Origin of the sequence: Caballeronia sp. (assembly GCF_028292365.1) — a bacterium.
Taxonomy (GTDB): domain Bacteria; phylum Pseudomonadota; class Gammaproteobacteria; order Burkholderiales; family Burkholderiaceae; genus Caballeronia.
Genome location: NZ_JAQGMM010000359.1, coordinates 1 through 13075 on the forward strand (window position 1 = coordinate 1; position 13075 = coordinate 13075).

The window sequence follows — 13075 nt, forward strand, 5'->3', positions numbered from 1 at the left end:
TATTGAAGGACTAAAACCGCATCATGATCATCAGGAAAATTTTCGGCCTCTTCATGACCGCGCTCATTTTCGGCGCGGCCATCTTGATCGGGCGCGTGCTGTGGGTGCATTACATGGACCAGCCGTGGACCCGCGACGGGCGCGTGCGCGCGGATGTGATCAACGTCGCGCCCGATGTCTCCGGCGCGGTCGTGACCATGCCGGTCGCCGATAACCAGCTCGTCCACAAGGGCGATCTGCTGATGGAGATCGATCCGTCGCATTACAAGATCGCCGTCGAACAGGCGCAGGCTACCGTCGCCGCCCGCCAGGCGGATCTACGCATGCGTCGCGACGACGCCGCTCGCCGGGCGGATCTCGACAACGAAGTGGTGTCGAAGGAATCGCGCGATAACGCAAGCCAGGCCGCGTACGGCGCCGCTGCGAACTTGCAGCAAGCGCAGGCAGCGCTCGAGGCCGCCGAGCTCAATCTGGCACGCACGAAGGTGTTTGCGCCGGTGGACGGCTACGTGACGAACCTGAACGTGCATCGCGGTGACTACGCGACGACGGGCGCAGCGAAGCTCGCTATCGTCGATAGTCATTCGTTCTGGGTCTACGGATATTTCGAGGAAACGAAGCTGCCGCGTGTGCGTATTGGCGATCAGGCGGAGATGCGGCTCATGAGCGGAGGCGTGTTGAAGGGCCATGTACAGAGTATTTCGCGCGGCATCTACGATCGCGACAATCCGCAGAGCCGCGAACTGCTCGCCGATGTCAACCCCACGTTCAACTGGGTCCGGCTCGCGCAACGCGTGCCGGTGCGGATTCATATCGACGAGGTGCCAGAGGATGTCGTGCTGGCTGCGGGGACGACGTGTACCGTGGTCGTGCTGCCCACCGGCAAGCAGAGCAGTTCATAACGAGTCGAATGTTTCCCGAGTCGTGTCGATGACCATGAGCCCCGCTCTCAATCCCGGCTTGACCGTTGGATTTGGAAATACGATGCGCTCCTCGTCGCGCAGCACTTCGTACGTGTAATCGCCATCCTCGGCGAGCACCATGCCGCGCGCGAACGGCGTGAAGTTCGCGACATCGCCGGCCACGTGCAGCTTGAACGCCTCGCTCTGTTTGTTGATTTGTCCCACGACGGTGAACACCTTCAATGTCTGGTCGGATGGTGCAATCGGCGCAAGTCCCGCGATCAGCCGCCGCAACGCGGCGTCTGAAGCCGCAAAGCGCGACAGGTCGTTGTGCCCGAATGCCCGCACCTTGCCAAGCTCCAGCGTGCATGCGAGCGCCCCACATTGTTCTGCCGTGAAATGCGTGAACGTGTTCGACTTCTCCTTGTGCAGCAATACCGCCGACAACCCCGCGTCCTGCAACCAGTCGAACATCGCGCGTGACAACGGCTCACCTGTGTACGGCAGCAACGCAAACTGCTCGAACACTGATGGGCGGATGGCCGTGTGCATATCGATGTGCCACTTCGCGTGGGTTGAGTCGGCTTCGGCGAAGAACGCCCGAGTAACATTCTCAAGTTCGGCTGCTCGCGGCGATTCATGACTCGCCGCGAGCTCAAGATAGCGGCCATTGAACAGCCGGTTGAGATCGTCATCGCGATACCGGCAGGACGCACGCATCGCGTCGATGTTGCCAAAGATCACCAGCACGCGGCTCTTCAACGCTGTCTTGCCGCTTGCGATATCCGCGACGAGCGTCGACAAAATTTCGATCGGCGCGGTTTCATCGCCATGAATCCCCGCCGATGCCACCACACTTTGCAGCACCGCGTTCTGTGGTTCAAAGCGAACGATGCCGTCGCCGAGCCACGTCCACTTCACGCCGCTTGGCAACGTGCCTTCCGTCAGCGCTGGTTTTTTTCCATCGAGCACAAAGTCGAGAAAGTTCGCGAACATGGCCGGCTCAGCGCTGGAAGTCATAGATAGCACCCAGCTTGAGGATGCCGGTCAACGCATCAAGCGCTGTGCGTGATTCATCGAGGAGTTTCAGGTCGGCGAGATCGCCAGGTGCAATGCGGTCTCGATAGTACGTGTCGATCCAGGTATCGAGTTGCGAGAACAATGTGTCGTTCATCCACACGCCGGGGTTAACTACGCCCCGCTCCGTATCGTTGAGCACTACGCGCAGGCGCAAGCACGCAGGACCACCGCCGTTCTTCATGCTCTCGCGAAGATCGAAGACGAGGACGTCGTCAATGGACGTGGACCGTGCATTCAACGAATCAAGGTACTTGGCGACACGTTCGTTTTCGCGGCACTCCTGCGGTACAACCAGCACCTGCCGGCCATCGGGGCGCGTCAGCAACTGGCTGTTGAACAGATACGACGAGACGGCATCGGCCACGCTGACTTCGTCTTCCGGGACTTCGATAGCGGTGAACGCACCGCCGTGCGTTTCAAGTTTCGCGCGAAGCTGGTCGTACACGCCAGCCTGATCCAGGAACGCGCGTTGGTGACAGAACAACGTGTTGCGGTTGCCCACGGCAATCACGTCGTTATGAAACACGCCTGCATCGATCACATCAGGAAGTTGTTGCGCGAACACGGTGGCGTCGTCCGATAGTCCGTGAAGGCGAGCGACCGCACGGCTCGCTTCAAGCGTTTGGCGTGCGGGAAAACGCTTCGGTTCCGCCGAACCCTGAGCGTATTCGCTGCGCCCGTAGACAAAAAACTCCACGCCCTTCTCGCCGTACTCGTTGCAAAACCGCGTGTGGTTTGCCGCGCCTTCATCGCCCAGCGCGGGCGTGCCCGGCAATGCGTGATGAATCTTGAAATGCTTCTCATCGGAGAAGATGGCCGAGAGCGAACGGCGCGTTTCTTCATGCTCGATCGCACGATGCAACTTCGTGCTGAGATTGGCCGGCGTGAAATGCACGCGGCCATCGTTCGTATCCGCCGATGGGCTCACCGTCGCCGCGTTTGCGGTCCACATCGCCGAAGCGGAACTCGCGGCGGCCAGCAACTCCGGCGCTTCTCGCGCAGCGCGTTCGACTACCGTAGCGTCGTCGCCGGTGAAACCCAGGCTACGCAGCAACTTGAGCGATGGCCGTTCCAGCGGCGGCAACACACCTTGGTGAAACCCAAGGTCGGCCAGTTGCTTCATCTTGCGCAAACCTTGCTTCGCCGCAGCCTTCGGATTGGCGGCCGATTTCTCGTTGCTGCGTGACGCGACATTGCCGAACGACAGCCCCGCGTAGTTGTGCGTCGGGCCGACCAGCCCGTCGAAGTTCGCTTCGAATGCTTGCATCGTGGTTCCTCAGAACTGAAGGCCGGGCGAGACACTCGCGGGCATGTGCAACTGGGTGCTTTCGACGGACGCCATAGGATACGAGCAGTAGTCCGCTGCGTAAAACGCGCTCGGGCGCTGGTTGCCGGAACGGCCGATGCCACCGAACGGCGCCGCTGAAGACGCGCCGTTAGTTGGCCGGTTCCAGTTCACAATGCCAGCGCGAATGGTGTGCTGGAACTGGGTCCACGCGGCTTCGTCGTCGGCTAACAGGCCTGCGGATAAACCGAAGGCGGTGTCGTTGGCGCGCTCTATTGCCTGATCAAAGCTGCTGTAGCGCGTGAGTTGCAGCATCGGGCCAAAGTGTTCTTCGTCGGGGACGTTGCGCGCATTCGTCACGTCGATGATCGCGGGCGTGACAAAGCCGAGCTGTGCAGAACGTTGCGTCATTTCAAGCAACGGCTTTCCGCCCGCTTCGATCAACCGCGTCTGCGCCTGCACGAGCTTCGCGGCCGCGCGCGCCGAGATCACGGCGCCCATGAACGGTTGCGGGTCGGCATCGAAGGCACCTGTTTTAATCTTCGTTGTCACGTCAATCAGGCGCTCGGTGAACCGCTCGCCGAATGCGTTATCGGGAACGAACAACCGACGCGCGCACGTGCAGCGCTGCCCGGCCGACAAGTACGCCGACTGGATCGTGTGATGCACTGCGGCATCGATGTCCTCAACTTGAGCCACGACCAGCGGATTGTTGCCACCCATTTCCAGCGCGAGCACGATCTCCGGGCGGCCACCGAATTGCCGATGCAGCAACGTGCCGGTATCCGAGCTACCGGTAAAGAACAAACCGTCGATCTGCCGATGATTCGCCAGCGCAATGCCGGTGTCCTTCTCGCCTTGCACCAGATTCAGCACACCGCCAGGCAAGCCGGCCTGCGCCCACAAATCCACCGTCAGCGCGGCCACACCGGGCGCGAATTCCGATGGCTTGAACACAACCGTATTCCCCGCAATCAACGCCGGGACAATATGCCCGTTCGGCAAATGTCCCGGGAAGTTGTACGGCCCAAACACCGCCACAACGCCGTGCGGACGATGCCGAAGTACTGCTATGCCGTCGGCCATTTCCTGGCGCTTCTCGCCGGTGCGTTCGTGGTATGACTTGACGGAGATATCGACTTTCGCGGCCATCGTCGCGACTTCGGTCCGCGCTTCCCACAATGGCTTGCCAGTCTCGAGGCCAATGGTATGAGCCAGCGTTTCCTTGTGCTCCGTCAGCAGCGCCGCGAAACGCCGAGTGATTGCTATGCGTTCGTCCAGCGTCAACGCGGACCACGAAGCGAACGCGCGTCGCGCTGAAAGAACCGCTTGCTCAACGTCCTCAGCCGACGCGCTCGCGCCTTCCCACACCACGTTGCCACTACCCGGATTACGCGACGCGAACGGAGCGCCCGTGCCCTCGGTCCACGTGCCGTCTATAAACAATTGAGTCGAAATCTTCGTCATGATCCTTGTCCTTAACTTGCTTGCTTCGTTGCGTCCTTCGTTGCTTGCTTCACGCGTGGTTGCGACGCGAGTACACGCACCGTATCGCCGGCTTGCACGCGCAGCGCAGCGGCTTCTTCCGGCGTCAGCAAAAAGCTGCCGTCCTCGGGCACGCCAAACGTCGCGCCACAGCGGAAGTCATCCAGCGACGTATTCGATACCAGGCTGCGAGCCTCACCGTGCTCTGCACGCTCACCAATGCGCACCGTCACCAGCACGCTCTCGCGCACCGTGCGCAAGTCGGCTACGTGGCATTCGAGCACCGGACCGGCGTCGAAGATATCGACGTGATTTTCATAACGCAGCCCTTCCGTTTCAAGCATCTTGCGTGCAGGCATGGTGTCGCGATGCGTCAACCCGACCGCCGCTTGCGCGTCTTCCGGCAGCATCGCGAGATAGACGGGGTATCGCGGCATCAACTCGGCGAGGAATGACTTCTTGCCGTGCGAGCTGAGATAGTCGGCAGCGTTGAAATCGATCTGGTAAAAGTGCGATCCCACTGCCTGCCAGAATGGCGACGCGCCGCTTTCATCGAAGTGGCCGCGCAGTTCGGCACACAGACGCTCCGGGAAGCGCTCGCGAAATTGCGCGATAAACATGAAGCGCGAGCGCGACAGCAAACCGCCCACGCCGGCCGTGCGATATCGCGGACTTAAGAACAGTGAGCAGACTTCCGCGTAACCGGTGAGATCGTGCGAGATGTTGAGCAGCGACATCTTGGTCCACACGCCCAGGTCGCGGCTGGCATGCACGACCGTCGACACACGATAGTTATAAAACGGTTGCTCCAGCCCGACTTCCGTTTCAATACCGCACACGCCCGCAATATCGCCGGTGGCCGTGTCTTCCATCGCGAACAGATACCCCGCTTCGAAGGCTTCGGCCTCATCGGCTAGCGTGCGTCGTGCACGTTCAACGCGCGCGGTCAGCGCATCGCGATCCGGCTTGAAGGTGGTGAGTCCCGGTCCGGTCTCGTGCGCGAGCGCGACGAGCGCGTCGACATCTCCAGGCTGCACGCAGCGGACAACGATCATTGCAATTCTCCCGAAGCCTGATGAAGCGGCACACAACGCACCGTATCGGAATTTTTCACGCTTAAAATCTCGCACAGTTCCGCAGACAGCGGCGCACCGGTCGCGCGCGAGGACGGCAGATTGACCAAAGCACAGCGAAACGCGTGTGCGCCGCCAGCGGCAATCAGGTACGGCGTGCCCGACGTGCCCGTGTCGTCCTGCGCGGTCCGCACGGCGCGAACTTCATTCGCCAGCACGGACGCGCTGCGTTCCACCGCGACGGTCAGAACCGGGCCGGCATCGAAGATATCGACGAAACGGTCCGGCTCGAAACCTTCCTCAAGATGGATGTCATACGCGAGCAATGCACCATCGTCCGGTTCGCCCAGCACGCGCTGTGCTTCAGGCGGCAACAGCGGGACGTAGAGCGGATAACTCGGCATCACTTCTGCGATAAACGTACGGCTGCGGCCGCCCGATTCAAGCTCGACCTGCTCGAAATCGCGGCCAAAGAATTTCCGCCCGACCGCTTCCCAGAACGGCGATACGCCCGCTTCATCGGTGACGCCGAGCATGAGCGAGAAAATGTCGTCGGAGAAACGCTTGCGGTTCGCGGCCACGTACATCATGCGGGCGCGAGAAAGCAGATGCGCGGCGGCATCGTGCGTGGCTTCGCGCACCGATGGGTCAATATAGAAACCCGTCAGGCGGCTCTTGCCCGTGAGTTCATGCGACATGGTGAGCGCGTGGATCTTGCGGTTCACCTTGAGCTCGCGCGACGCGTGGATCAGCGCGTCATTGCGAAACGCGTAGAACGGTTCGGAATATCCCGCCGATGCCACGATGCTCGAACTGCCAAGCAACGCGCCGGTCGTGGTCTCTTCGAGCACGAACAGATAAAACTCCTCGCCCGGAAACTCGACTTCCGCGCGAAACGAATCTTCGGAGAGCGCAACGCGCGTTTCCAGCACACGGCGGTCGCGCGGCAACGAATGCAGCACCGGATGCGCGGCATTCGCCATCCGTTCGAGCGCGTCGAGATCGGCGAGTCTTGCGGGGCGGACGATTAACATCGGCGGTTCCGTTGATTGAAAGAATTGACCGAAGCTCGCACGCTCAATGCGCCAACTCGGCGATGGCCTTTTCGATGCGCGCAAAACCCTCGTCGAGATCGGCCATGGGCATGATCAGCGACGGCGCGAAGCGCAGCACGTTCGGCCCTGCGATCAGCATGATCACGCCGTGTTTCGCGGCGGCGTTGAGCACGTCCTTTGCGCGGTCCTTGTAGGCATCGGCGAGTTCGGCGCCGATCAGGAGGCCCTTGCCGCGAATCTCCTTGAACACGGAGAAACGCTCATCAATACGCTTCAGATGCGCCTTGATCGCAGCGCTGCGTTGCTGCACGCCTTCTAGCACGGCAGGGTCGCTGATCAGTTCAACCACCTTGTCCGCGATAGCCGCGCCCAGCGGATTGCCACCGTACGTCGTACCGTGAACGCCGACCTTGAAATGCGCGGCGATCTTGTCGGTGGTCAGCATTGCGCCGATCGGGAAGCCGTTGCCGAGCGCCTTGGCGGTAGTGAGGATGTCCGGCGTCACACCGTAGCCCATGTACGCGTAAAACGTGCCGGTACGGCCTACGCCCGTTTGTACCTCATCAAAAATCAGCAGTGCGCCGTGCTGATCGCAAGCCTCGCGCAGACCCTGCAGGAACGCGGGATCGGCAGGCAGCACGCCGCCTTCGCCCTGCACCGGCTCGACGATCACCGCGCAGGTTTGCGGTCCGATCGCGGCACGGGCGGCGGCCAGGTCGTTATAGGGAAGATGCGTGATGCCTTGCGGCGTCGGGCCGAAACCTTCGGCGTATTTCGGCTGGCCGCCCACGCTGACGGTGAACAACGTCCGGCCGTGGAATGACTGCGTGAACGAGATGATTTCGACTTTCTGCGGACCGGTGTTGTCGATAGCGTAACGGCGCGCGAGTTTCAGCGCCGCTTCGTTCGCTTCCGCGCCGGAATTGGCGAAGAACGCACGGTCGGCGAAGGTCAGGTTGGTGAGGCGAGTCGCCAGCCGCAGCACCGGTTCGTTGGTATAGCCGTTGCCGATATGCCAGAGCTTCTGACCTTGATCGTGGAGCACTTTCAGCAGTTCGGGATGCGCGTGACCCAGCGCCGTCACCGCGATACCGCCGGCGAAATCGACATAGTCACGACCCTCCGTATCCCACACGCGGGAACCGAGTCCGCGATCCGGCACGAAATTCGCCGGGGAGAAAAGAGGCACCATCACTTCGTCGAACGTACCGCGCGTTACATTGAGATCCGTCATGAACCGCTCCTTTGCTTGTTCGGGTATTCAGCTTATGTTCCACCTTACACATCGTTCCCAGATGGTAGGCGCGCGCGGGCAGCGCGTCTTGCGGGAACGCGACAAGGTTTCATGGTATTCCAGGGGATTGACGCCTGTAAGTCAGCCGAAAGGCCTAGGCGCGTGGTTTGTCGCTGAAAACCGGCCAGGGAGCGATCGCGCCGATCGCCCCGCCAAGGCCTTGTAACCGCGCCGACAAGACCAGCCTTACTTGAGACTTCCGGAGAGGAACTGCTTCAGCCGTTCACTCCTGGGCGTGCTTAGCACTTCAGCCGGCGCGCCCTCTTCTTCCGTGCGGCCCTGGTGCAGAAACATCACATGATTCGATACATTGCGCGCAAAGCCCATCTCATGCGTCACGACGATCATCGTGCGGCCTTCTTCAGCCAGCTTCTGCATGACCTTGAGCACTTCGCCCACCAGTTCGGGGTCGAGCGCGGAGGTGGGTTCGTCAAAGAGCATCACGTCGGGATGCATGGCGAGCGCGCGGGCAATGGCCACGCGCTGCTGCTGCCCGCCCGACAAATGCGACGGATACTGCTTCTCCACCTTGGGCGCCAGCCCGACCTTCTCCAGGCATTCGCGCGCGCGTTCGCTCGCTTCCTTCTTCGATAACCCCAGCACGTGCATTGGCGCTTCCATGACGTTTTCAATCGAGGTCATATGCGCCCACAAGTTGAAATGCTGGAACACCATCGCGAGCTTCGTGCGCACGCGCTGCAACTGCTTGTGGTCCGCGACTTCGAGATTGCCCATGCGATCGGCTTTCGTGCGCACCGGCTCGCCGTCGACGATGATTTCGCCCGCGTTCGGCCGTTCGAGGAAGTTGATGCAGCGCAGGAAGGTACTTTTGCCCGAACCGCTCGAGCCGATGATGCTGATCACATCGCCGGCGTTAGCCGCGAGCGACACACCCTTGAGCACCTCGTTCTCGCCGAAGCGCTTGTGGATATCGCGGGCGACGAGTTTGACCGCGGCGTTTTGCGCGGCGGCCGATGCAGCATTTTGTGCGGATGATTCCAACGCATTCTCCCCGGAAGATGGGTCTGACGGGTCTCATGAGTCTGATACCCCGCCCTATGTCGATCATGGCTGCGGATTCTACCGAAACCCGCCGGCGAGCAGGCATAGGGACAAACGCCCTCGCCCGGCAGCGGCCCCAAGGGTCAATCCTTTGCGGCAGGCGCCGGCGTCACGCCCCGCACTTGCTGCGCGACACGGCCATTGGCGATCGCGATCTCGGGACTGGTCTGGAGCAACGGCAAGTATTGGGCGTCGAAAGCAGCATTGCGATCCTTCGCGCCGAACATGGCCGTGACCGCGTGCGCCATGTCAATACGGCCGTCGGGCGTGGCTTTGTCGTCGTCGAGTACGTCGTCGAGCGCAGCAATCAGGGTGGAGAGCGGGCCAAGCCATTTGTAAGCGCTGCCGTTAATCACGATCTGCAGGAACTCGCCGGGCGACACCGCGCCGAATTCGGCTTCGTGGCGGGTACGCAATTCGTCGAGGATGCTACGGTGCAGCGCCAGCAGCGGATGGCGCACGTCTTTAAGAAACGTGGTCGCGACCGGATCGGTCATCCTGGTGATGGTCATGGTCATTGCCCCGAAGTGGAAAATGAGGCAAGCCTACACCGTCGCCAGACCGCGCCCTACATAGCGAATAAAATCCGGCGCTGTCAGCGGCGCGGAAAAAAGCCAGCCTTGCCCGAATTGGGCGCCGCGCGTGCGCAGATAACACGCCTGCTCCTCGCGCTCGATCCCCTCGGCAACCACCTGGACATGCAGCGTCAGCGCCATGTCGATAATGTGCGACGCCACGCTGCTGGATGCCGAGTCCTGACCGACGGTATCGACGAAAGACTTGTCGATCTTCAGCGCGTCCACCTGGAAATTCTGCAAGTGCGAGAGGCTTGAATAACCCGTCCCGAAGTCGTCGATATACACCGGATGCCCGGCATCGCGGAACGCCTGGATCACTTCCTTGGCGGCGTCGGCATCGAGGAAACAGCGCTCGGTCGCCTCGATCCGGATCTGCCGCGGCGCGATCTTCGCCGCCGCAAGCGCGGGCGTGAGGCGCTCCAGGAACCGCCGCGAAGTCAGGTCCGGCGCGCTCAGGTTGATCGATATGTACAGCTCGCTGTAGCGCTGCAGGAACTCGCCCAGTTCGAGCAGGACTGTATCGAATACCTGGTCCGTGATGGCCTGGATCAGGCCACGATGTTCCGCGAGCGGAATGAAATGATCGGGACGCACGATGCGATTCTGGTGCTTCCAGCGCACCAGCGCTTCTGCACCAATACAGCGCCGCGTGGCGAGGTCGACGATCGGTTGATACGCAACGATGAATTGATGCCGGCGCACGGCGTCGCTGAGCTGGCCGAGCGGCGACAGGCGGCGCACCATCAAGAGGCCGAGCCAGGCGGAAAGCGTCAGGCCGCTCGCGATGCCCGCAAGCAGCCAGGTCCAGGGCAGCGCACGCAGCCGTTCAGCAAACGTCGCGTCCGATGTGTTCGCGGCGCTTGCAGCGCTTGCTGATTCGAAGCCCCGACGCGGCGCATTGGCGTTCGCGGGGTTAGCGGGGTTCGCAGGCATCGCCGCAGTGGCGAATCCGGGTAGCGGAAACTGCGCAAATAGCCGGGACGGTGCGGCCACGACGGGCGTGTTGGCGATCAGGCGGATCGCACCGGTGTCGACCATGCGCACAACGTAGCTTTCGAGCGCAGCGGCTTCCCGTGCGGCGGCGACGCGTTCATCCACGCCGGGCGCAAACAGGACGCACAACACGCCTGGCAGCAACGCCGCAATCAGCACGATACCTGCCAGGAACGCCACGCGTCCGCCGTGTTTGAACGTGCTCATCGTGCGCTTTTCATTTCGCGACGCCTTTGCGCCGGATGCGCGCTGCGTGATGGCTTTTAATGAGGCACCTGATGACATCTGTGTCGTGCCCGATTTTGTCAAGGTTGGGTGGCTCGCGCCTATAGCGCCGTTAGCGCCGTTGATACAGGTCCGGTTGCTCGCGCCGTAAATCGTGTCCGCTTGGCTGACAACCGTATCCCTGTTTTCTTGCATGGCCCCTGCAAACGGCCCAGTTTAGCGGCGGGATACATCGGGCTTCAATGCTTCGCGGCCCAGGAAATGCCCGCTTTGGTGGGCTGGCGCACGCCGGCTCGATGCTTTTCTGGCACGCGTGCGCAGACGTCTTGGAATTGGCGGATGAGTCCGATAGTCGTGAGAAAATCAGACCTTCAGTTGATGATCTTTCTCGTTGGCCATCATTGGCCGCCATTTGCCGCGTCATTGGCCGATTAACACTTGAGAACCATGGAGGCACTCGATGGCATTGCACGAAACCGGCGCTCTCACGATCCGCGACGCGAACGCTACCGATTTCGAAACGATCACCCGCATTTATGCCCACTACGTGCTGCATGCGCTCGCGACCTTCGAGGAAACGCCACCGGGCGTCGACGAGATGCGCAGTCGGCACGCGGCAATCACCGGTGCGGGACTGCCCTACCTCGTAGCTGAAATGGATGGCGTGGTGGTGGGCTACACGTACGCAACTGCGTATCGGCCCAGATCGGCGTATAGGCACACGATTGAAGATTCGGTTTATATCGCCGATGGTTTCGGTGGACGTGGTCTGGGTCTCGCGCTGCTGACGGCGCTGATCGAACGTTGCGACGCAGGGCCGTGGCGCGAACTCGTGGCCGTGATCGGCAACAGCGGCAACGCCGGGTCGATCGCACTGCATGCGCGTCTTGGATTCGAACATGTCGGCGTGTTGCGCAAGGTCGGCTATAAACACGGCCAATGGGTGGACACGGTGCTGATGCAACGATCCCTCGGCGAAGACAACGCGCTGATTCCACAGAAATGAGCCATATAAGCCATACCAGAGGGTGCATGCGGTTCATCGCCGGATAGTTCGCAGCGACACCGCTTTCACCCTACCATTGCGTTGCACCACGACCCTCTCGTCGTCCCTCTTACAGCCTGAGCTTTAGTTGCCCACTTACACCCTCGCCGCCCCCGTCAGTGCCGAAATCGATATTCGCAAAAGCCGTTTTATCGCGCTGGCGATTCCTGTCGCCGATCGCGCGGCCGCGATGCTCGAACTCGATGCGCTGCGCGCCCGGCATCCCGGCGCTACGCATGTCTGCTGGGCGCTGCTGGCGGGTGGCGAATCCGGCATGTCCGACGATGGTGAGCCTTCCGGCACAGCCGGCCGGCCTATCCTGGAAGTGCTGCGCCATCACGAAGTGGATGGCGTGCTGGCCGCCGTCGTGCGCTACTACGGCGGCATCAAGCTCGGCGCCGGGGGCCTGGTCCGTGCGTATACGGACGCGATTGCAACCACGATGCAACTGGCCGAACGCATAGAACGCGTGGCGCTCGGCGTGCTGCAAGTAGAAGTGGATTACGCCGATGAAGCGCGTGTGCGGCGCTGGGTCGAACAGGAAGGCCATGCACTCGATGAGCCGGGCTACGGTATGACCGTATGCCTGTCGATCCAGATGCCGCTTGCCGTGCGCGACCAGGCGGCCGATGCTATCCGCGACCTGACCCACGGTCGCGCAGCCATTACCAAAGCGCAGTGAGCATCATGAGTGCCGCCGATCTTCCACGCTCTTTTACGATCACGCTGCTGCCCTCGCAGCGGACGTTCGCGTCAACCGGAAAGACCACGATCCTTGAAGCTGCCGCGCTTGCCGGGCTGCGCCTGTCGAGTTCGTGCCGCAACGGCACGTGCCGCGCGTGCCTGTGCCATCTGCTCAATGGCGCTGTGCAGTACCGGATCGACTGGCCGGGTCTGAGTGCGGACGAAAAGGCCACCGGCTGGATTCTGCCGTGCGTGGCGATACCCACGTCCGACCTGACTATCGATCAAGTAGATCTTCTGGAAAATCCGAATCC

At 61.6% G+C, this 13075-nt stretch carries 13 protein-coding genes; 4 read left to right on the plus strand and 9 right to left on the minus strand.

The features are described 5' to 3' along the window. The first annotated feature begins 23 nt into the window (after window positions 1-23). Window positions 24-902, plus strand: coding sequence for an HlyD family secretion protein (locus JWR14_RS21870; RefSeq protein WP_299711382.1), 879 nt, complete (start codon window positions 24-26; stop codon window positions 900-902). On the opposite strand, the gene astE is transcribed toward JWR14_RS21870, so the two are convergent. From astE to JWR14_RS21915, 9 genes are all read right to left on the minus strand, one after another. Continuing rightward, entirely contained in the window at window positions 897-1922 is a 1026-nt protein-coding gene (astE, locus tag JWR14_RS21875) for a succinylglutamate desuccinylase (protein WP_299711385.1), read from the minus strand. The two genes, JWR14_RS21870 and astE, sit on opposite strands and share 6 nt — an antisense overlap. Next, window positions 1906-3249, minus strand: a complete 1344-nt coding sequence (astB, locus tag JWR14_RS21880; protein ID WP_299711388.1) for an N-succinylarginine dihydrolase — start codon at window positions 3247-3249, stop codon at window positions 1906-1908. Before astB ends, astE begins: the two co-directional genes overlap by 17 nt. Before the next feature lie 9 nt (window positions 3250-3258). After that, entirely contained in the window at window positions 3259-4734 is a 1476-nt protein-coding gene (gene astD / locus JWR14_RS21885) for a succinylglutamate-semialdehyde dehydrogenase (RefSeq protein WP_299711391.1), read from the minus strand. An 11-nt stretch (window positions 4735-4745) separates the two neighbouring features. Then, window positions 4746-5807, minus strand: coding sequence for an arginine N-succinyltransferase (astA, locus tag JWR14_RS21890; RefSeq protein WP_299711394.1), 1062 nt, complete (start codon window positions 5805-5807; stop codon window positions 4746-4748). Next, window positions 5804-6859, minus strand: coding sequence for an arginine/ornithine succinyltransferase subunit alpha (gene aruF / locus JWR14_RS21895; RefSeq protein ID WP_299711397.1), 1056 nt, complete (start codon window positions 6857-6859; stop codon window positions 5804-5806). Before aruF ends, astA begins: the two co-directional genes overlap by 4 nt. Before the next feature lie 43 nt (window positions 6860-6902). Beyond that, a complete protein-coding gene (locus JWR14_RS21900; RefSeq protein WP_299711400.1) occupies window positions 6903-8114 on the minus strand; it encodes an aspartate aminotransferase family protein in 1212 nt (403 codons plus the stop codon). A 246-nt stretch (window positions 8115-8360) separates the two neighbouring features. Continuing rightward, a complete protein-coding gene (locus JWR14_RS21905; RefSeq protein ID WP_241202105.1) occupies window positions 8361-9104 on the minus strand; it encodes an ATP-binding cassette domain-containing protein in 744 nt (247 codons plus the stop codon). Between the two features lie 215 nt (window positions 9105-9319). Then, window positions 9320-9748, minus strand: a complete 429-nt coding sequence (locus tag JWR14_RS21910; RefSeq protein WP_299711403.1) for a hypothetical protein — start codon at window positions 9746-9748, stop codon at window positions 9320-9322. Between the two features lie 33 nt (window positions 9749-9781). After that, window positions 9782-11014, minus strand: coding sequence for an EAL domain-containing protein (locus JWR14_RS21915; protein ID WP_299711406.1), 1233 nt, complete (start codon window positions 11012-11014; stop codon window positions 9782-9784). A 478-nt stretch (window positions 11015-11492) separates the two neighbouring features. Here JWR14_RS21915 and JWR14_RS21920 point away from each other — a divergent pair, with 478 nt between their 5' ends. The 3 genes from JWR14_RS21920 to JWR14_RS21930 all read left to right on the plus strand — a co-directional run. Continuing rightward, complete coding sequence (locus tag JWR14_RS21920) at window positions 11493-12038, plus strand: GNAT family N-acetyltransferase (protein ID WP_299711409.1); 546 nt, start codon at window positions 11493-11495, stop codon at window positions 12036-12038. Between the two features lie 127 nt (window positions 12039-12165). After that, window positions 12166-12759, plus strand: coding sequence for a YigZ family protein (locus JWR14_RS21925; protein ID WP_299711412.1), 594 nt, complete (start codon window positions 12166-12168; stop codon window positions 12757-12759). Between the two features lie 5 nt (window positions 12760-12764). Further along, the coding region (locus JWR14_RS21930; protein WP_299711415.1) for a 2Fe-2S iron-sulfur cluster-binding protein at window positions 12765-13075 on the plus strand (311 nt) is incomplete at its 3' end.

Coding starts and splice junctions, on each gene's coding strand:
- JWR14_RS21870 (WP_299711382.1), top strand. CDS start 24: ATGATCATCAGGAAAATTTTCGGCCTCTTCATGACCGCGCTCATTTTC.
- astE (WP_299711385.1), bottom strand. CDS start 1,922: ATGACTTCCAGCGCTGAGCCGGCCATGTTCGCGAACTTTCTCGACTTT.
- astB (WP_299711388.1), bottom strand. CDS start 3,249: ATGCAAGCATTCGAAGCGAACTTCGACGGGCTGGTCGGCCCGACGCAC.
- astD (WP_299711391.1), bottom strand. CDS start 4,734: ATGACGAAGATTTCGACTCAATTGTTTATAGACGGCACGTGGACCGAG.
- astA (WP_299711394.1), bottom strand. CDS start 5,807: ATGATCGTTGTCCGCTGCGTGCAGCCTGGAGATGTCGACGCGCTCGTC.
- aruF (WP_299711397.1), bottom strand. CDS start 6,859: ATGTTAATCGTCCGCCCCGCAAGACTCGCCGATCTCGACGCGCTCGAA.
- JWR14_RS21900 (WP_299711400.1), bottom strand. CDS start 8,114: ATGACGGATCTCAATGTAACGCGCGGTACGTTCGACGAAGTGATGGTG.
- JWR14_RS21910 (WP_299711403.1), bottom strand. CDS start 9,748: ATGACCATCACCAGGATGACCGATCCGGTCGCGACCACGTTTCTTAAA.
- JWR14_RS21915 (WP_299711406.1), bottom strand. CDS start 11,014: ATGAGCACGTTCAAACACGGCGGACGCGTGGCGTTCCTGGCAGGTATC.
- JWR14_RS21920 (WP_299711409.1), top strand. CDS start 11,493: ATGGCATTGCACGAAACCGGCGCTCTCACGATCCGCGACGCGAACGCT.